This is a genomic window from Streptomyces corallincola (assembly GCF_019104725.1).
GTDB classification, from domain to species: domain Bacteria; phylum Actinomycetota; class Actinomycetes; order Streptomycetales; family Streptomycetaceae; genus Streptomyces; species Streptomyces corallincola.
In genome coordinates, this window is the sequence record NZ_JAHRXF010000073.1 from 1 (window position 1) to 18,039 (window position 18,039).

General features: G+C 71.8%; 17 protein-coding genes and 3 tRNA genes. 10 read left to right on the forward strand and 10 right to left on the reverse strand.

Going from position 1 to position 18,039, the window contains the following annotated elements:
* The first annotated feature begins 93 nt into the window (after positions 1–93).
* Positions 94–993, forward strand: a complete 900-nt coding sequence (locus tag KUM39_RS27085; protein ID WP_217788419.1) for a phosphoribosylaminoimidazolesuccinocarboxamide synthase — start codon at positions 94–96, stop codon at positions 991–993.
* A gap of 56 nt (positions 994–1,049) precedes the next feature.
* Here KUM39_RS27085 and KUM39_RS27090 read toward each other — a convergent pair.
* The 8 genes from KUM39_RS27090 to KUM39_RS27125 form a co-directional block, all read right to left on the reverse strand.
* Positions 1,050–1,125 (reverse strand) — tRNA-Gly (locus KUM39_RS27090).
* 23 nt (positions 1,126–1,148) lie between these two features.
* Positions 1,149–1,763: a response regulator transcription factor gene (locus KUM39_RS27095; RefSeq protein ID WP_217788420.1), complete on the reverse strand. Its 615-nt coding sequence runs from the start codon at positions 1,761–1,763 to the stop codon at positions 1,149–1,151.
* Positions 1,760–3,139, reverse strand: coding sequence for a sensor histidine kinase (locus KUM39_RS27100; protein WP_217788421.1), 1,380 nt, complete (start codon positions 3,137–3,139; stop codon positions 1,760–1,762). Before KUM39_RS27100 ends, KUM39_RS27095 begins: the two co-directional genes overlap by 4 nt.
* A gap of 44 nt (positions 3,140–3,183) precedes the next feature.
* On the reverse strand, positions 3,184–3,993 hold the full coding sequence (locus KUM39_RS27105; protein WP_217788422.1) for an ABC transporter permease: 810 nt from the start codon (positions 3,991–3,993) through the stop codon (positions 3,184–3,186).
* Positions 3,990–4,934, reverse strand: a complete 945-nt coding sequence (locus tag KUM39_RS27110) for an ABC transporter ATP-binding protein (protein WP_217788423.1) — start codon at positions 4,932–4,934, stop codon at positions 3,990–3,992. The genes KUM39_RS27105 and KUM39_RS27110 overlap by 4 nt, the downstream gene beginning before the upstream one ends.
* Positions 4,935–5,111: 177 nt before the next feature.
* Positions 5,112–5,184 (reverse strand) — tRNA-Gly (locus KUM39_RS27115).
* An 82-nt stretch (positions 5,185–5,266) separates the two neighbouring features.
* Positions 5,267–5,338, reverse strand: a tRNA-Gly gene (locus tag KUM39_RS27120).
* A gap of 208 nt (positions 5,339–5,546) precedes the next feature.
* A complete protein-coding gene (locus tag KUM39_RS27125; protein ID WP_217788424.1) occupies positions 5,547–5,864 on the reverse strand; it encodes a histone-like nucleoid-structuring protein Lsr2 in 318 nt (105 codons plus the stop codon).
* A gap of 304 nt (positions 5,865–6,168) precedes the next feature.
* On the opposite strand from KUM39_RS27125, the gene purS reads away from it, so the two are divergent.
* The 7 genes from purS (at position 6,169) to purM (ending at position 13,750) form a co-directional block, all read left to right on the forward strand.
* Positions 6,169–6,432, forward strand: a complete 264-nt coding sequence (gene purS / locus KUM39_RS27130; RefSeq protein ID WP_217788425.1) for a phosphoribosylformylglycinamidine synthase subunit PurS — start codon at positions 6,169–6,171, stop codon at positions 6,430–6,432.
* On the forward strand, positions 6,429–7,109 hold the full coding sequence (purQ, locus tag KUM39_RS27135) for a phosphoribosylformylglycinamidine synthase subunit PurQ (protein ID WP_217788426.1): 681 nt from the start codon (positions 6,429–6,431) through the stop codon (positions 7,107–7,109). Before purS ends, purQ begins: the two co-directional genes overlap by 4 nt.
* Positions 7,106–9,364, forward strand: a complete 2,259-nt coding sequence (purL, locus tag KUM39_RS27140; RefSeq protein WP_217788427.1) for a phosphoribosylformylglycinamidine synthase subunit PurL — start codon at positions 7,106–7,108, stop codon at positions 9,362–9,364. Before purQ ends, purL begins: the two co-directional genes overlap by 4 nt.
* A gap of 85 nt (positions 9,365–9,449) precedes the next feature.
* Positions 9,450–10,247 (forward strand): maleylpyruvate isomerase family mycothiol-dependent enzyme, encoded by a 798-nt coding sequence (locus tag KUM39_RS27145; RefSeq protein WP_217788428.1) that lies wholly within the window; start codon positions 9,450–9,452, stop codon positions 10,245–10,247.
* A 170-nt stretch (positions 10,248–10,417) separates the two neighbouring features.
* On the forward strand, positions 10,418–10,906 hold the full coding sequence (locus tag KUM39_RS27150) for an META domain-containing protein (RefSeq protein WP_217788429.1): 489 nt from the start codon (positions 10,418–10,420) through the stop codon (positions 10,904–10,906).
* A 200-nt stretch (positions 10,907–11,106) separates the two neighbouring features.
* Complete coding sequence (gene purF, locus KUM39_RS27155) at positions 11,107–12,636, forward strand: amidophosphoribosyltransferase (protein WP_217788430.1); 1,530 nt, start codon at positions 11,107–11,109, stop codon at positions 12,634–12,636.
* 43 nt (positions 12,637–12,679) lie between these two features.
* Positions 12,680–13,750: a phosphoribosylformylglycinamidine cyclo-ligase gene (purM, locus tag KUM39_RS27160; protein ID WP_217788431.1), complete on the forward strand. Its 1,071-nt coding sequence runs from the start codon at positions 12,680–12,682 to the stop codon at positions 13,748–13,750.
* Between the two features lie 200 nt (positions 13,751–13,950).
* On the opposite strand, the gene KUM39_RS27165 is transcribed toward purM, so the two are convergent.
* Positions 13,951–14,202 carry a DUF3073 domain-containing protein gene (locus KUM39_RS27165; RefSeq protein ID WP_217788432.1) on the reverse strand — a complete coding sequence of 84 codons (252 nt, stop codon included), beginning with the start codon at positions 14,200–14,202 and terminating at the stop codon, positions 13,951–13,953.
* A gap of 360 nt (positions 14,203–14,562) precedes the next feature.
* Entirely contained in the window at positions 14,563–15,678 is a 1,116-nt protein-coding gene (locus KUM39_RS27170; protein ID WP_217788433.1) for a Leu/Phe/Val dehydrogenase, read from the reverse strand.
* A gap of 199 nt (positions 15,679–15,877) precedes the next feature.
* Between KUM39_RS27170 and KUM39_RS27175 the strand changes: the two genes are divergently transcribed.
* Both KUM39_RS27175 and bldC read left to right on the forward strand, forming a co-directional pair.
* On the forward strand, positions 15,878–16,720 hold the full coding sequence (locus KUM39_RS27175; protein ID WP_217788434.1) for a DUF8083 family protein: 843 nt from the start codon (positions 15,878–15,880) through the stop codon (positions 16,718–16,720).
* 619 nt (positions 16,721–17,339) lie between these two features.
* Positions 17,340–17,546 (forward strand): developmental transcriptional regulator BldC, encoded by a 207-nt coding sequence (gene bldC / locus KUM39_RS27180; protein WP_003949541.1) that lies wholly within the window; start codon positions 17,340–17,342, stop codon positions 17,544–17,546.
* The last annotated feature ends 493 nt before the right edge of the window (positions 17,547–18,039 follow it).

The following is an 18,039-nucleotide window of genomic DNA, read 5'->3' on the forward strand; positions in this document are numbered from 1 at the left end:
CCGACCCGGCACCCGACCCGGCACCCCCGGTCCCCGCCCCCGTGCCCCATGAGCGAGAATCGGGGGAATGGGACAGAACCACGGGGAGGAACCGTGTCCGGATTCGTAGAAAAGCCCGAGCCGATCGAGGTTCCGGGCCTGGTGCATCTGCACACCGGCAAGGTGCGCGAGCTGTACCGCGACGCGGCGGGCGACCTCGTGATGGTCGCCAGTGACCGCATCTCCGCGTACGACTGGGTGCTGCCCACGGAGATCCCCGACAAGGGCCGGGTGCTGACCCGGCTCTCCCTGTGGTGGTTCGACAAGCTGCGCGACCTCGCCCCGAACCACGTGATCAGCACCGAGCTGCCCCCCGGCGCCCCGGCCGACTGGGCGGGCCGCACCCTGGTCTGCAAGTCCCTGGACATGGTCCCGGTGGAGTGCGTGGCCCGCGGCTACCTCACCGGCTCCGGCCTGGCGGAGTACGAGCAGACGCGCACCGTCTGCGGGCTGGCGCTGCCCGAGGGCCTGGTGGACGGCTCGGAGCTGCCCGCGCCGATCTTCACCCCGGCGACCAAGGCCGAGGTCGGCGAGCACGACGAGAACGTGTCGTACGAGGAGGTCGCCCGCCAGGTCGGCGCGGAGACCGCGGCCCAGCTGCGGCAGGCCACCCTCGCGGTGTACGGGCGGGCCCGTGACATCGCCCGTGAGCGCGGGATCGTCCTGGCGGACACCAAGTTCGAGTTCGGCTTCGACGGCGACTCCCTGGTCCTCGCGGACGAGGTGCTCACCCCCGACTCCTCCCGCTTCTGGCCCGCCGAGACCTGGCAGCCGGGCCGCGCGCAGCCCTCGTACGACAAGCAGTACGTCCGCGACTGGCTGACCTCGGCGGAGTCCGGCTGGGACCGCCGCGGCGAGCAGCCGCCGCCCGCGCTGCCGGAGGCGGTCGTGGCCGCGACCCGCGCCAAGTACCTGGAGGCGTACGAGCGGCTGACCGGCACGAGCTGGTCCTGACCGCCCCGGCGGCGGACACGAAGAAGGCCCCCGGTTCAACCGGGGGCCTTCTTCACTGGAGCGGACGACGAGGTTCGAACTCGCGACCTCAACCTTGGCAAGGTTGCGCTCTACCAACTGAGCTACGTCCGCACTGCGCCGTGGCGCGAGAGCAACTATACCCAACCTCGCTCGCGCGCGAGACGCACCGCCGTGTGCCGGTTCTCGGCACCCAGTTTGGTGACCGCCGAGGAGAGGTAGTTGCGCACGGTCCCGGCCGACAGCGCGGCCCGCTCCGCGATCTCCGCGACCGGCGCCCCGTCCGCCGCCATCTCCAGCACCTCCGCCTCGCGCGCGGTCAGCGGGGAGTCCCCGGCGGCGATCGCGTCGGCCGCCAACTCCGGGTCGATGTAACGGTTTCCCGCGTGCACGGTACGGATGATCTCCGCGAGCCGTCGCGCGCTGACCGTCTTCGGCACGAACCCCCGCACCCCCGCCGCCAGCGCCCGCTTCAGATGCCCCGGCCGCCCGTGCCCGGTCACGATCAGCACCCGGCAAGCGGGCAGCTCCGCCCGCAGCGATGTGGCGACCTTCACACCGTCGGCCCCCGGCATCTGCAGATCCAGCACCGCCACATCCGGGGTGTGCGCCCGCGCTATGACCAGCGCCTCCGGCCCACTGGCCGCCTCGGCGACCACGATCAGATCCTCCTCCAGCCCCAGCAGCGCGACCAGCGCCCCCCGGATCAGATGCTCGTCATCGGCCAACAGCAGCCGTACGGGCTCACTCACGCGCCCGCCTCCCCTTCGTCCGCGCCAAAAGTGGAAACCGTGGAAACCCCGCCGCCCGTGGAGCCGCCCCCGTCAGAGCCCGCCGCCGCGCCTCCCGTACCCGCGCCTCCCGGCCACTCCCCGGCAGCCGTACTGGGCTCGGCGCCCCGCTGCCCGGGACCCACCGGCACTTCCGCCACCAGCCGGAACCGGCCCGCTCCGGCCGGGCCCGCCGCCAGTGTGCCGCCGACGGCGGTGAGCCGTTCCCGCAGCCCGTCGAGCCCGGACCCCCGCCCGCCGCTCCCGGCACCCGCGCTCCCGGCCGTGCCCACCCCGTCGTTCTCCACCACCAGCACCACCCGCCCCGCCCCCTGGCTGAGTTCCAGCGAGCAGTGTCCGGGGTCGCCGTGGCGGAGGACGTTGGTGGTGGCCTCGCGCACGACCCAGCCCAGCGCGGCGCGGACCTCCGCCGGCAGCCCGTCGGCCTCCTGGGCGCGCACCCGGCACTCGATCCCGGCTGCCGTCAACACGCCCTGCGCACCGACGAGTTCGACCGCTAGGTCGGCCTCGCGGTAGCCGCGCACGACGGCCCGCACCTCGCGCTGGGACTCCTGGGCGACCCGTTGGACCTCGATCATCTGCTCGACCGCCTCCGGGCGCCCGCGCCGGGCCAGTTGGACGGCCAGCTCGCTCTTGAGGGAGATCACGGAGAGGTTCCGCCCGAGGACGTCGTGCAGGTCCCGCCCGAACCGCAGCCGTTCCTCCGCGACGGCGAGCCGGGCGCGGGTCTCGCGGGCCGCGTCGAGTTCGTACACGGCGTCGAGCAGCCAGACGGAGAAGACGGTGGTGAAGGCGAGGAACCCGGCCCCGAGGAACACCGCGAGCGCGGTGCCCAGCGCGGCGGGCCACGGCATGCCCAGCAGCGCGCCCAGCACCGCCGAACCGCCCGCGAAGGCGCCCACCACGGCGGACACCCGGCGCCGCCCGCGGAACCCGAGCGTCAGCGTGCCCGCGCCGAACGCCAGGACACCCCCGTACACGGTCGAGGTGGCGTTCCCGGCGAGCCGCTCGCCGCCCGTGCCGTACCGGGCGAGCAGCAGCGCGGTCCCGGCGACCAGGACGGTGAACGTGCCGTGCAGCGCGAGTTCCCGTACCGGCCGGGCCCGCCGTCCCCTGCTCCAGTCCACCGCGCGGGACGTGGTCACGGCCGTACCGGCGCAGTGCAGCGCGACCAGGACGGCCAGCGGGTACGCGACCCCCGGCCGGGTCTGCGCGAGCACCGGCAGGCACATCACCGCGAACTCGACCAGCGCGAACGAGTGGAACGACCAGCGGGTGTACGTCTCCACCTTGGCCGGGGTGGACTGCCGCCCCCACCACCCGCGCGGCCCGTTCATCGCCGTACCCCCGTCCGCGGGTCCCGCCCGCCCGCCGCCCTGTCTCACCGACGCCCCTCCCACCGGAACCACCGTCGGACAGCAAACACCGCGACCGCGATCCAGACCAGCGCGACCGCGATCGTGCGCAGGAGTTCGGGGCCGCCCAGGTCGCCGGTCCAGCCCGCCCGGACCAGTCGTACGGCCGGGGACAACGGGAGGAGTTCGAGCCCGCGGGCGAAGCGGGCGGGCAGGCTCTCGACCGGCACCGCGAGCCCCGAGCCGATCATGGTGGCCAACACCAGGGGGAGCGCGGTGACTTGGGCGCCCTCCACACTCCGGGTCACCACCGAGGTCAGCGCGGCCAGCGCGGCGCTCAGGACCAGCCCGAGCAGCACGCCGAGGACCGTCAGACCCGGCGCCCGGGGCACCCCGGTGTGCAGGAGTACGGCACCGCCCGCGCAGAGCAGCAGGGACTGGACCAGTCCGAGCGCGACGGCGGGCAGCGCGGTGCCGATGAGGATCTCGGCGTCGGTGAGCTCGCCGGTGCGCAGCCGCTTGAGGACGAGTTCCTCGCGGCGGGCGACGTACGTGCCGACCAGCGCGGTGTGCACGGCGAACAGGAACGAGAAGCCGACCGCGACCGTCGTCAGTGCCGCGCCGACGCCCGGCCCCCGTCCGGACAGGTCGAGCCGGTCCAGTGCGGGCCGCACGCAGAACGGCAGCGTCAGCGGCACGGCGAGCGCGGTCAGCACGACCGTGCGGTTGCGCAGCAGGAGGGTGAGTTCGGCGCGGGCCAGCGCCCGCAGCCGCCGTACGCGTCCGCTCGTACGCCTCTCTCCGCGCTCCGAGGACGCCAGGTCCAGTGTGGTCATACGGTGGCCTCCCGCTCACGTGCGATGTCCAGGAACGCTTCCTCCAGCGAGGCCGAGCGCGCGTCCAGGCGGCGCAGTTCGACCCCGGTACGCGCGGCCCAGAGCAGCAACTCGGTGGCGGTGCGCTGGAGTTCGCGGGTCCGCAGCCGTACGGTGCGGCCCTCGGTCTCGTGGTCGTCCACGCCGATCGCGGCGAGCGGCGGCAGATCCCCGACGAAGTGGCCCTCGGGGAGTTCGAAGGAGATCCGGGACGGCCGGGATGCGGTGACCTCGGCCGGGGTGCCGATGGCCGCGATCCGCCCGGCGTGCAGGACGGCCAGCCGGTCGGCCAGCCCCTCCGCCTCCTCCAGGTAGTGCGTGGTGAGCAGCACGGTGGTACCGCCCGCGCGCAGTGCGCGCACCAACTCCCAGGTGTCCCGGCGCCCTTCGGCGTCCAGCCCGGCCGTCGGCTCGTCCAGGAACAGCACCTCCGGATCGGTCAGCAGGGCGAGCGCGAGGTCCAGCCGCCGCCGCTCGCCACCGGACAACTGCCCGACCCGTACGCCCGCCCGCGCGGCCAGCCCGACCCGCGCGAGGATGTCGGCCACCGGGCGGGCACGCCGCGCGCAGTCCGCCCACATCCGCGCCGTCCCGGCGACCGTCAGCCCGGCCGGGAACCCGCCCTCCTGGAGCATGACCCCGGTACGCGGCCGTACGGCGGCCCGCTCCCGGTACGGGTCGCGCCCGAACACCCGGACCCGCCCGGCGGTCGGCGCCGCCAGCCCCTCCAGGAGTTCCACGGTGGACGTCTTACCGGCGCCGTTGGTGCCCAGCAGCGCGAAGATCTCCCCGCGCGCCACCGAGAACCCGATGCCGCGCACCGCCTCGAACCCGCCCGCGTAGACGCGGCGCAGACCGGTGACCTCGATCACGTTCCCGCCGCTGTGTCCGTCGATGTCCATACCGCCAGCCTCCCGGCGCCCGGAGCGGAACGGCAGTGCGGGATGTCATCGCCCGGCATGACACATGTCAGAAGCGCACGCGGAGATCACACGGGAAGGGGATGAAGGGAGAAGGGGAATGGGGCCGGAAAACGAGAAGATCCCGGTCCACATGAGTGGACCGGGATCTTTTTCCCGAGCGGACGACGAGGTTCGAACTCGCGACCTCAACCTTGGCAAGGTTGCGCTCTACCAACTGAGCTACGTCCGCACTGCCCCCGACCGGCTCTCACCGATCGGTGCGTGCACCAGCCTACCCGATCCACAAGCGTGGTTCGGACGGCCGATGCCAGAGCGGGTGACAGGAATTGCACACTGCGCCTTCCCCCTGGAAGGGGGATGTTCTACTACTGAACTACACCCGCGCGTTCCTCGGAGTCCGGCGTTTCGGCCTCGCCCCTCGGCGTGAGCCAGACATTAGCCGATGGTCAGGGGGGTTGCGCAAGTCGAGTCCCCGCCGGGGCAACTGCGCGGCCTCCGGGGGCCGCTGACGGACCGTGGGTCCGGAGCGCGCGGAGCCGCCCGGAGCACCGCGGCCGAGCCCCGCGCACCCGCCGCACCCGCCGCACCGGCTCAGCGCGCGGCGCCGAACGCCTCGTACACCTTCTTCGGGATACGGCCACGGGCGGGCACGTCCATCTTGTTCGCCTGGGCCCAGGCGCGGACGGCGGCCGGGTCGGGGGCGACCTCGGTCTGCTGGTACGCCTTCCCGGAGCGCGAGCGCTTGCGGCCGGCCTCGACGTACGGCGCGAGCGCCTCGCGGAGTCCCTGGGCGTTTCCCTCGTTCAGGTCGATCTCGTACGACTTGCCGTCGAGGCCGAAGGCGATCGTTTCCGCCGCTTCCGAGCCGTCGATGTCGTCGAAGAGAGTGACCACGACCTTTTGCGCCACGAATATCGGTCCCTTCGTGCGGCACGTCGATACATGGTGATGACGTGCCGAGTATCGGCTATTGCCAATTCATTTGTACAGTGCCCGGCATTGCGAAGTGAAGCCCGGCCGAATACATCAGCGTGTCCCTGTGCAATACCTGCCCGCCTTGACGGGCGGAACTTTCCCAGAATTTTTCGCCACGGCACCCGACCGACACCCGATCGTGATGCGGGTCACGTACTTTCCTCCAACTCTACTCGCGTAGAAATTTTGTACGGGTAGTCTGAAGGAACCTGCTCAGCACCACACACCGGGAGTGTCAGTGGCACGCGTCGTAGTTGACGTCATGCTCAAGCCGGAGATCCTCGACCCCCAGGGCCAGGCGGTCCAGCGTGCCCTGCCGCGCCTGGGTTTCGACGGGATCTCCGACGTCCGCCAGGGAAAGCGATTCGAACTGGAAGTTGACGGGCCGGTCGATGAGGCCGCGCTCGCCCGCGTCCGGGAACTCGCGGAATCCTTCCTCGCCAACACTGTGATCGAGGACTTCGCCGTCAAGGTCGAGGAAGTCACGGAGGCGGCCGAGTGACCGCTCGTATTGGCGTCGTCACTTTTCCGGGAAGTCTCGACGACCGTGACACCCGGCGCGCGATCCGCCTCGCGGGCGCCGAGCCGGTCGCCCTCTGGCACAAGGACCGGGATCTCCACCAGGTGGACGCCGTGGTGCTGCCCGGTGGTTTCTCCTACGGCGACTATCTGCGGGCCGGTGCCATCTCCCGGTTCTCGCCGGTGATGGAGTCCGTGATCGAGCAGGCCAAGGCCGGGCTTCCGGTACTCGGCATCTGCAACGGCTTCCAGGTCCTCACCGAGGCCCACCTGCTGCCCGGCGCGATGCTCGGCAACGACCACCTGCACTTCATCTGCCGCGACCAGAAGCTCCGGGTGGAGAACACGGACACCGCCTGGACCGGTGACTACACCGCCGGCCAGGAGATCCACATCCCGCTGAAGAACATGGACGGCCGCTACGTGGCCGACGCCCACACCCTGGAGAAGCTGGAGGCGGAGGGCCGGGTCGTCTTCCGCTACCTGGGCCTCAACCCCAACGGCTCGCTCAACGACATCGCCGGTATCACCAACGAGGCGGGCAACGTCGTCGGTCTGATGCCGCACCCCGAGCACGCCGTCGAGTCCCTGATCGGCACGGGCCGCACGGACGGCCTGCCCTTCTTCACCTCGATCCTCAAGAAGCTGGTCAACGCATGAGCCGGACGCCTCTGGACACGGTCGAGCACGCGGCCGGGACCCCCGACGTCGAGCTGCCCTGGGCCGAACTCGGCCTCAAGAAGGACGAGTACGAGCGGGTCGTCGAGATCCTCGGCCGCCGCCCGACCGGCGCCGAACTCGCCATGTACTCGGTGATGTGGTCCGAGCACTGCTCGTACAAGTCCTCCAAGGTCCACCTCCGCCAGTTCGGCGAGAAGGCCCCGCAGTCCGACGCGCTGCTCGTCGGCATCGGGGAGAACGCGGGCGTGGTGGACGTCGGCCAGGGCTACGCGGTCACCTTCAAGGTCGAGTCGCACAACCACCCGTCGTACGTCGAGCCCTACCAGGGCGCGGCCACCGGCGTCGGCGGCATCGTGCGCGACATCATCGCGATGGGCGCCCGCCCGGTCGCCGTGGTGGACCCGCTGCGCTTCGGCGCGGCCGACCACCCCGACACCAAGCGGGTGCTACCCGGCGTGGTCGCGGGCATCGGTGGCTACGGCAACTGCCTGGGCCTGCCGAACATCGGCGGCGAGGTCGTCTTCGACGCCTGCTACCAGGGAAACCCGCTGGTCAACGCGGGTGCCATCGGCGTCATGCGGCACGAGGACATCCACCTCGCCAAGGCGTCCGGCGCCGGTAACAAGGTCATCCTCTACGGCGCCCGGACCGGCGGCGACGGCATCGGCGGCGCCTCGATCCTGGCCTCCGAGACCTTCGACGACGCCAAGCCCTCCAAGCGGCCCGCCGTGCAGGTCGGTGACCCCTTCCAGGAGAAGCTGCTCATCGAGTGCACCCTGGAGGCGTTCGCGGAGAAGCTGGTCGTCGGCATCCAGGACCTCGGCGCGGCCGGGCTGTCCTGCGCGACGAGCGAGCTGGCCTCCAACGGCTCCGGCGGCATGCGCGTCACCCTGGACGACGTACCCCTGCGCGACTCCACGCTCTCGCCCGAGGAGATCCTCATGAGCGAGTCGCAGGAGCGCATGTGCGCGGTGGTCGAGCCGGAGAAGGTGGACCGCTTCCTGGAGATCTGCGCCAAGTGGGACGTGATCGCCACCGTCATCGGTGAGGTCACCGACGGCGACCGGCTGGAGATCTTCTGGCACGGCGGCAAGATCGTGGACGTGGACCCGCGCACGGTCGCCCACGACGGCCCGGTCTACGAGCGCCCGTACGCCCGCCCGGACTGGCAGGACGCCCTCCAGGCCGACGACGCGAACAAGCTGCCCCGCCCGGAGACCGCCGAGGAGCTGCGCGAGCAGGTCCTCAAGCTGGTCGGCTCGCCCAACCAGGCGTCCAAGAAGTGGATCACCTCGCAGTACGACCACTTCGTGCAGGGCAACACCGTCCTGGCCCAGCCCGAGGACTCCGGGATGATCCGGGTGGACGAGGAGAGCGGCCTCGGTGTCGCCATCGCCACCGACGGCAACGGCCGGTTCGCCAAGCTCGACCCGTACACCGGCGCCCAGCTCGCGCTGGCCGAGGCGTACCGCAACGTGGCGACCACCGGGGCGAAGCCGCTCGCGGTCTCCGACTGCCTGAACTTCGGCTCGCCCGAGGACCCGGCGGTCATGTGGCAGTTCGCGGAGGCCGTGCGCGGTCTCGCGGACGGCTGTCTCCAGCTCGGCACCCCGGTGACCGGCGGCAACGTCTCGCTGTACAACCAGACCGGCGAGGCCGCCATCCACCCGACGCCGGTCGTCGCGGTGCTCGGTGTCATCGACGACGTGGCCCGCCGCACCCCGGTCGCCTTCCAGGAGGACGGCCACCTGCTCTACCTGCTCGGCGACACCCGGGAGGAGTTCGGCGGCTCGGCCTGGTCCCAGGTCGTCCACGACCACCTCGGCGGACTGCCGCCCAAGGTGGACCTGGAGCGGGAGCGGCTGCTCGGCGAGATCCTGATCTCCGCCTCCCGCGACGGCATGATCGACTCCGCGCACGACCTCTCGGACGGCGGTCTCGTCCAGGCGGTCGTGGAGTCGGCCCTGCTCGGCGGCAAGGGCGCCCGGCTGGTCGTCCCGGACGGCCTGGACGCGTTCACCTTCCTCCTCTCGGAGTCGGCCGGCCGCGCCCTCGTCGCCGTCCCGCGCTCCGAGGAGCTCCGCTTCAACGACATGTGCGGCGCCCGTGGCCTCCCGGCCACCCGCGTCGGTGTCGTGGACGGGGACGCGGTGGAGGTCCAGGGCGAGTTCACCCTCCCCCTGGCCGAGCTGCGCGAGGCGCACGAGAACACCATCCCGGCGCTGCTGGCGTAGGCCCCGGCCGTACGGGCCCTGAGCGGGCCCCGCCTCTCCCCGCACCGGGGAGGGGCGGGGCCCGCCGCCGCATAGGCTCGCCCCCATGCCCCCGGCCAAGAAGCGCCCCCGCGCCTACGACCCCGCCCGTACCCGCGCCGCCGTGCTCGCCCAGCTCGACCGGGTACGGGAGGCCGCCGCGCGGCTCACCCCGGAGCGACTGGCGCTGCCGACCCGGCTCGACGGCTGGACGGTGCGGGAACTGGTCGCGCACATCGGCATGGCCGTCACCTCCGTGCACCGCGCGGCGGAACTGCCCGCACCCCCGAAGGCGGACGTCCAGGTGGCGAGCTGGCCCCTGCTGACCGGCGCGGACTCCGCCGGGATCGACGCGTTCACGCGCCGCCTCTCCGCCGGGCACCCGGATCTCACCGCCCACCTGGCGGACGTGGACCGGAGTCTGCGGGCCCTGTTCGACACGTACCCGGCGGGGCGGCTGCTGGCCACCAACGCCGGGGCGCTGGAGCTGGACGACTATCTGGTCACCCGGTGCGTGGAGCTGATCGTCCACACCGACGACCTCAACGCGGCCGTGCCCGGACTGGACGTGCCGTACGAACGGCAGGCGCTGGCCGCCACCACCCGGCTGCTCGCGGACGCGCTCGCGCTGAAGGCGCCCGGCGGCTCGACCGAGGTCCGGGTGCCGCCGTACGCGGTGGTGCAGTGCGTGGAGGGCCCCCGGCACACCCGGGGCACCCCGCCCAACGTGGTCGAGACCGACCCGCTGACCTGGCTGCGCCTGGCCACCGGCCGCCTGAGCTGGGCGGACGCGCTGGCCGGGGCCGAGGTGCGGGCCAGCGGCGGACGCGCGGACCTGTCGGCGCTGCTGCCGCTCATGTCGTAGGAGGCAGGTCGTGGACCGCGTGCTGTGGACCGCGTGCTGTGGACCACCGGCACCCGGCGCCCCGCACGCCCCCCGCTCGCCCGCACCCCGCACGCGCCCCCAGCCCCCGCCGTGCGGGCCCCTCCGCACGGCACCGGGAACCCGATCCCCGTCCCGCCCGTCGAACCCGTATGAACCGGTACAAGCAGCGCATCCCCCTGGCCCTGGCCACCGCCCTGCTCGTCCCGTGCGCACTGGCCTGCGGAGGCGCCCCGGCGGACAGTGGTGCCGTGACCCCACATCCGGAAGTGACCGGCATCGACTGGACCGTCCGCAGCGTGACCGAGAGCGGCACGACCCGGCAGGCGCCCGCGTCCGCCCGGCTGCGGCTGGAGGAGGACGGACGCGCGGCGGGCAACCTCGGCTGCAACGGCTTCGGCGCACAGGTCACCGTCCAGGGGGACCGGATCACCTTCGGCCCGCTGCGCACCACCAGGATGGCGTGTGCCCCGGCCCGCATGGAGTTCGAACGCGCCCTCGCCCGCGTCCTCACCGCGGGTCCCCTCACTGTCACCACCGGTCCCGGTGCCCCCGGCCACCCCACCGCCACCGGTACGGAACTGACGCTCACGCAGGGCGACGGAGACCGCGTCACCCTCGCCCGCCCCGCCCCCGAATGATGTGCGACACCTCACTCACGCACCGCCCGAGCGCCCCGGAACGGCACCCCCACCGGACGCCCGGACACGGCACCCCCATCGGCGCACCATGCTGACCTGGAAGAACGCGAAAAGCCACAAGGTGATCACCCGGCCCGAGCCGGAGGGTCCGACGTATCACCGATTCGGACCAGCGCGCGGCCTCGCCTACACTCGGTGCCGTGCCACGTGGTGACGGTCTCCTCAATCACGACCTGCTTCCCAACGAGAAGGGCCCCCAGGACGCTTGCGGCGTCTTCGGTGTCTGGGCTCCCGGCGAAGAGGTCGCAAAGCTCACGTACTTCGGGCTCTACGCCCTCCAGCACCGGGGCCAGGAATCCGCGGGTATCGCGGTCAGCAACGGCTCCCAGATCCTCGTCTTCAAGGACATGGGCCTCGTCTCCCAGGTCTTCGACGAAACCTCCCTCGGCTCGCTCCAGGGTCACATCGCGGTCGGTCACGCCCGCTACTCGACCACCGGTGCCTCCGTCTGGGAGAACGCCCAGCCGACGTTCCGCGCCACCGCGCACGGTTCGATCGCGCTCGGCCACAACGGCAACCTGGTCAACACGGCCCGCCTCGCGGAGCTGGTGGCCGAGCTGCCCAAGGACACCAACGGCCGCTCGACCCGTGTCGCGGCCACCAACGACACCGACCTGCTGACGGCGCTGCTCGCCGCCCAGACGGACGACGAGGGCAAGCCGCTCACCATCGAGGAGGGCGCGCACGCGGTCCTCCCGCAGGTGCGGGGCGCCTTCTCGCTGGTCTTCATGGACGAGCACACCCTCTACGCGGCCCGCGACCCCCAGGGCATCCGTCCGCTGGTCCTCGGCCGCCTGGAGCGCGGCTGGGTGGTCGCCTCCGAGTCCGCCGCGCTGGACATCTGCGGTGCCGCCTACGTCCGGGAGATCGAGCCGGGCGAGTTCGTCGCCATCGACGAGAACGGCCTGCGCAGTTCCCGGTTCGCGGAGGCGAAGCCCAAGGGCTGTGTCTTCGAGTACGTCTACCTGGCCCGCCCGGACACCGACATCGCGGGCCGGAACGTGTACCTCTCCCGGGTGGAGATGGGCCGCAGGCTGGCCAAGGAGGCCCCCGCCGAGGCGGACCTCGTCATAGCGACCCCGGAGTCCGGCACCCCCGCCGCCATCGGGTACGCGGAGGCGTCCGGCATCCCCTTCGGCGCCGGCCTGGTCAAGAACGCCTACGTCGGCCGGACCTTCATCCAGCCCTCGCAGACCATCCGCCAGCTCGGTATCCGGCTCAAGCTGAACCCGCTGAAGGAAGTCATCAAGGGCAAGCGCCTAGTCGTCGTGGACGACTCCATCGTGCGCGGCAACACCCAGCGGGCCCTGGTCCGCATGCTCCGCGAGGCGGGCGCCGCCGAGGTGCACATCCGGATCTCCTCGCCGCCCGTGAAGTGGCCGTGCTTCTTCGGCATCGACTTCGCCACCCGCGCCGAGCTGATCGCCAACGGCATGACCATCGAGGAGATCGGCACCTCGCTCGGCGCCGACTCGCTCTCCTACATCTCCATCGACGGCATGATCGAGGCGACCACCATCGCCAAGCCGAACCTGTGCCGCGCCTGCTTCGACGGCGAGTACCCGATGGAGCTGCCCGACCCCGAACTGCTCGGCAAGCAGCTCCTGGAGACCGAGCTGGCCGCCGGACCCGCCGCCACGGCCGCCGCCGACGCGATCCGGCGTCCCTGAGCGCGCCGTTCCCCCGCAGGACGACACGAAAGTTCCCAAGGTCATGACTTCCGAGACCACTGGTGCCAGCTACGCGAGCGCGGGCGTGGACATCGAGGCGGGCGACCGCGCCGTAGAGCTCATGAAGGAGTGGGTCGGCAGGACCCGCCGCCCCGAGGTCCTCGGCGGCATCGGCGGCTTCGCCGGTCTCTTCGACGCCTCCGCCCTCAAGAACTACGAGCGCCCCCTGCTCGCCTCCGCCACCGACGGCGTCGGCACCAAGGTGGACATCGCCCGCCGTATGGGCGTCTACGACACGATCGGCCACGACCTGGTGGCGATGGTCATGGACGACATCGTGGTGTGCGGTGCCGAGCCGCTGTTCATGACGGACTACATCTGCGTCGGCAAGGTCCACCCCGAGCGGGTCGCCGCGATCGTCAAGGGCATCGCGGAGGGCTGTGTGCTGGCCGGCTGCGCCCTGGTCGGCGGTGAGACCGCCGAACACCCCGGTCTGCTCGGCGCGGACGACTTCGACGTGGCCGGTGCGGGCACCGGCGTGGTCGAGGCCGACCGCCTGCTCGGCCCGGACCGTATCCGCACCGGTGACGCGGTGATCGCCCTGGCGTCCTCCGGGCTTCACTCGAACGGGTACTCCCTGGTCCGGCACGTCCTGCTGGAGCGCGCCGGACTCACCCTGGACACCGAGGTCCCGGAGCTGGGCCGCACGCTCGGCGAGGAGCTGCTGGAGCCCACGAAGATCTACTCGCTGGACTGCCTGGCGCTGACCCGCGCCGCCGAGGTCCACGCGTTCAGCCACATCACCGGCGGCGGACTCGCGGCCAACCTCGCGCGTGTCGTCCCCGAGGGGCTGCACGCGGTGATCGACCGGGCCACCTGGACCCCCGGCGCGGTCTTCGACCTGGTCGGCCGGACCGGGAACGTCGAGCGCCTGGAGCTGGAGAAGACGCTGAACATGGGCGTCGGCATGATGGCGGTCCTGCCGCCCGAGTCCGCCGAGGTCGCCCTCGCCGTACTGGCGGACCGGGGCGTGGACGCCTGGATCGCCGGTGAGATCACCGAGCGCGGCGACCGTGCCACCGGCGCCGAACTCGTCGGTGACCACGCGGCCTGAGCCCGTACGCCCCGAGGCCGCGCACCCGCGACCGGGCCGCCCGTGACCGACCGGCGACCGGACAGCCCGATGCAGGGCTGCCCGGGCCGCCCGGCATCGCGGAGAGGCCCGCGGACAGCGGCTCACGAAGAGCGGCTCACGGACAGCACAGAACCCGGCCGGTGGCAGTGCCACCGGCCGGGTGAGAGCTCAATGCAGGGTCAAGCGCCGCGACGGTGTTGGGACGGACTCTCGTCCTCGTCCTCGTCGTCGTCCTCATAGAGGTCGGCGTAGCGGGAGTAGAGGTCTTCCTCTTCCTCTTCATCGTCCTCGAACGGCTCGCTGTTCGGCGGCTGGCTCGAATTCGATGCGCCCAGTTCATTGGCCAGACGTGACAGGTCTGTCCCACCGCTGTTGTACTTCAGCTGGCGGGCGACCTTTGTCTGCTTGGCCTTGGCCCGGCCGCGCCCCATGGCTCGACCCCCTCGGTGACGGGGCTCGACGGCCCCAGAGTCTGACACGCGTTCATGATCCGGAACGGACCCTCCGCAGAGAGGCCGGTCCGTAGGACTTCCACGGTACCTGAGCCCGCGCCCATACGGTACGTCGCCCGCAGCACGCGCGTGTGCACGGCACCCGGGAGGAGTCCCGTCCTCGCTGGTCAGTGGCGATTTTAACCACTTGTCGGACGGCGACCCGCCGGGGGACGTGAGAGTTCTCTCGAAGTTGCCTCCGGCGGGTACCGCTCACACGTGCGATCGGACACCCGATCGGGCCGCCGGAGGTCCGGCGGCCCGTGACACCTGGCGGCCCGGAACGGGGCCGGGGCACGGTCAGAGCGCGGCGAGTCCCGCGCGTCCCGCGCGGCCGTCGGCCATCCGCTGCTCCGCGAGCCGGTCGGCGGCGGCGGCCGGAGGAATTCCGTCCTCCTTCGCACGCGCGAATATGGCCAGCGTGGTGTCGAAGATCCGCGCCGCCTTCGACCGGCACCGCTCGAAGTCGAAGCCGTGCAGCTCGTCCGCGACCTGGATGACCCCGCCCGCGTTCACCACGTAGTCCGGCGCGTAGAGCACGCCCCGGTCCGCGAGGTCCTTCTCGACACCGGGGTGCGCGAGCTGGTTGTTGGCCGCGCCGCACACCACCCGCGCGGTCAGCACCGGCACGGTGAGGTCGTTCAGGGCGCCGCCGAGCGCGCAGGGGGCGTAGATGTCCAGGCCCTCGTGGCGGATCAGCGTCTCGGTGTCCGCGACCGCCGTGACGCCCTCGGGGTGCTGCTCCAGCAGCTGCCGTACGGCGTCCTCGCGGACGTCGGTCACCAGGACGCGGGCGCCCTCGTCCAGCAGGTGGCGCACGAGGTGCCGGCCGACCTTGCCGATACCGGCCACGCCGACGGTACGGCCGCGCAGCGAGGGGTCGCCCCACAGGTGCTGGGCGGAGGCGCGCATGCCCTGGTAGACGCCGAACGCGGTGAGCACCGAGGAGTCGCCCGCGCCGCCGTTCTCGGGGGAGCGGCCGGTGGTCCAGCGGCACTCGCGGGCGACCACGTCCATGTCCGCGACATAGGTGCCGACGTCGCAGGCGGTGACGTAGCGCCCGCCGAGCGAGGCGACCATGCGGCCGTAGGCGAGGAGGAGTTCCTCGGTCTTGTCGCGCTCGGGGTCACCGATGATCACGGCCTTGCCGCCGCCGTGGTCGAGCCCGGCCAGCGCGTTCTTGTACGACATGCCGCGCGCGAGGTTCAGCGCGTCCGCGACGGCCTCCGCCTCGGTGGCGTAGGGGTAGTAGCGGGTGCCGCCGAGGGCCGGGCCCAGGGCGGTGGAGTGGATCGCGATCACGGCCTTCAGGCCGGTGGCGCGGTCCTGGCAGAGCACGACCTGCTCATGGCCGCCCTGGTCCGAGTGGAACAGGGTGTGCAGGACATCAGCGGGTGCGCCGGTTACGTCGGTCACTGTGGTGACTCCTGTGAAAGAGCGGCGGGTGGGGCGGTGCGCGCCGTACAGGTGGCGGAGCGCTGGCACGAGAGTAGAGCCTCGCCGCGTCCCGCATCCGCCCGGTGTGCGGGATCACTCTTCCGTGCCGCGCGCCTGCGCGTGACCGTGGGACGATTCCGGTGGTTCCGAGCCGGGTTTCGGTGGGGAGTGAACAGGCGTGCCCAAGGTGTCCTCCGTGGTCGTCCCGTACGCCGCGTACCTGCGCGTGTACGAGCCGCTCGTCGCGTTCCCGGAACCGGAGCGCGGCCACTGGCAGCGCTACGCCCGCCGTGCCGACCGCCCCTCCTACCAGGACGAGCTGCGCCGTTCGCTGGCCGATCTGCTGCCCACCCCGCCGGTCGCGGTGCCGGTGCACGAGAGCGCCGACGCGTTCGTGGCCGAGGTGGACGGGGTGGTGTGCGTCTGCCCGTGGCGGACCCGGCTGCGCGGCTGGCTGGCGCTCGGCGCCCTCGGGGACGAACTGCCCCCGCCGGTGCTGGACGCGGTGCTGCCGCCCCTGGTGCGCGACCAGGCCGCGCAGGACTACGAGCGCTGGCTGGCCCGCAACCCCGACGCCCGCCCCTGGATCCGCTCCGCGACCTGGCAGGTGCCGCTGAACTGGTTCGTGCTGGTCGCCGACGAGGAGCGGCGCTACGACGCGGCGCGGGACGGCGCGCCCCCGATGCTGCGCTACCGCACGCCGATGGTGCAGGCCCGCCGCCGGGTCGCCCGTGGCCTGCGCACCCTGCGGGACACGGTGTCGGAGGGCCCGCTGGTGGACGGCCTGCTGGACGTGGGCCGCTGGCTGGAGGAGTTCCACCCGCGTTCGATGGTGGAGCTGGACTACGGCGGTCTGGTGCACGCGCTGCCCGCCGGGGCGCTGGAGGAGGACCACTCGGCGGCCGACGTGGCGGCCGGGGTGGAGGCGCTGGGCCGGGGCGACGGAGCGGCGGCGGGCGCCGCCTACGCGCGGCTGGTGGAGCGCTGGCGCGGGGTCAGGAACCGGCGCTCCGCGAACTGAGCGCGGTGTGGGGGAGCGGCGCCCGGCGCGGACCCGGCGCGGACCGGGCGCGGTCCGTCGGGACGGAAATGACGGATGTGCGCCCAGAAGTGACCTGCGTCACGGCCGAATCGGTGTTCGAGGACGTACGGTCTAGTCCAATTGCCCCCACCTGACGGGACGTCGGCCGTGATCCGGACGATTGCCCCAAGGAATCCCCAAGGGTGATGGACCGCACTTACGCGGCCCTTGCATAGCTTGCCACTCCTCGTGCCAAAATAGGACAAGGAGTCCGGAGAGGGCTCCTCCGTCCGTCTATGCTCCCTTGTGGGCGGTTTATGAGTTTTGTGTGCTGTGGGGGGTCTGACGACTCCTGATCGCCCTGTGACTGATCGTCACAGTGGCGTGACTGTCCGCTATGGCATGGTCCATCGGCTTCCGTCGCTGATGAACACCTGGGAGGGCAATTCCATCGGTTTGGCCGACGGCGCTGGACAGATGGTGTAGTTGTAGTGCCGAGGACAAGCCGTTCGTCCTATAACCGACTCGACTCGCGTCCGCCATTTCGGGCAACGCGGGTCAAGGTGCAGAATTTAGAGGAATGAACCGAGAAGGTTCGGTTCTCCCGAGGAGGCCGCTCATGACCGCTCGCACCCCTGATGCCGAGCCGCTGCTGACCCCGGCTGAGGTCGCCACCATGTTCCGTGTGGACCCGAAGACGGTGACGCGGTGGGCGAAGGCCGGCAAGCTCACGTCCATCCGTACGCTCGGCGGGCACCGCCGCTACCGCGAGGCGGAGGTCCGCGCCCTGCTGGCGGGCATTCCCCAGCAGCGCAGCGAGGCCTGAAACGCCGTACACCCGGGCAGAACGGCCGGTCCCCCACCGGCCGGGACACCCGGACCCCTGCTTCACCCGACGCGGGACCTGCCCCAACAGGGCCCATTCCCCAGCCGTTGAGAACGTCACAGGCAGCACGACAGGGTGCGTCGTAGATCGCGCCGGTCCCCTCCGCGGGGGCCGGCGCGATCTTTTTTGTGCGCTCCCCGGCCCCGGCGCGGGCGGTCGTGCGCGGGGATGTCGGAGCCTGGTGGGGCCTGTCGGATCATCCGGGTACGACCCCGGACGGCAGTGCAATTGCACATATTAAATTGACCAGTTGTAGGCAGGGGTTAAATACCTCCGCTTCAGAAACCCATGCGGTGACTCCCGTCACACGTTCGGGCGGTTGTTGCCGCTGGCATGTGTGCGGTAGTGGAGCGCGGGGTTCCAACGCCGGGCGGGCGCAGGGGTGTACGGGGGTGCGCGGGGGTGTGCGGGGGCGTGGGGCGCGGGGGCGTGT

Excerpts from the sequence above, each read along its gene's own strand:
- bldC (WP_003949541.1), top strand. The coding sequence starts at position 17,340 with ATGACCGCTCGCACCCCTGATGCCGAGCCGCTGCTGACCCCGGCTGAG.
- KUM39_RS27105 (WP_217788422.1), bottom strand. The coding sequence starts at position 3,993 with ATGACCACACTGGACCTGGCGTCCTCGGAGCGCGGAGAGAGGCGTACG.
- KUM39_RS27100 (WP_217788421.1), bottom strand. The coding sequence starts at position 3,139 with ATGAACGGGCCGCGCGGGTGGTGGGGGCGGCAGTCCACCCCGGCCAAG.
- purL (WP_217788427.1), top strand. The coding sequence starts at position 7,106 with ATGAGCCGGACGCCTCTGGACACGGTCGAGCACGCGGCCGGGACCCCC.
- purM (WP_217788431.1), top strand. The coding sequence starts at position 12,680 with ATGACTTCCGAGACCACTGGTGCCAGCTACGCGAGCGCGGGCGTGGAC.
- KUM39_RS27145 (WP_217788428.1), top strand. The coding sequence starts at position 9,450 with ATGCCCCCGGCCAAGAAGCGCCCCCGCGCCTACGACCCCGCCCGTACC.
- KUM39_RS27110 (WP_217788423.1), bottom strand. The coding sequence starts at position 4,934 with ATGGACATCGACGGACACAGCGGCGGGAACGTGATCGAGGTCACCGGT.
- KUM39_RS27165 (WP_217788432.1), bottom strand. The coding sequence starts at position 14,202 with ATGGGGCGCGGCCGGGCCAAGGCCAAGCAGACAAAGGTCGCCCGCCAG.
- KUM39_RS27150 (WP_217788429.1), top strand. The coding sequence starts at position 10,418 with ATGAACCGGTACAAGCAGCGCATCCCCCTGGCCCTGGCCACCGCCCTG.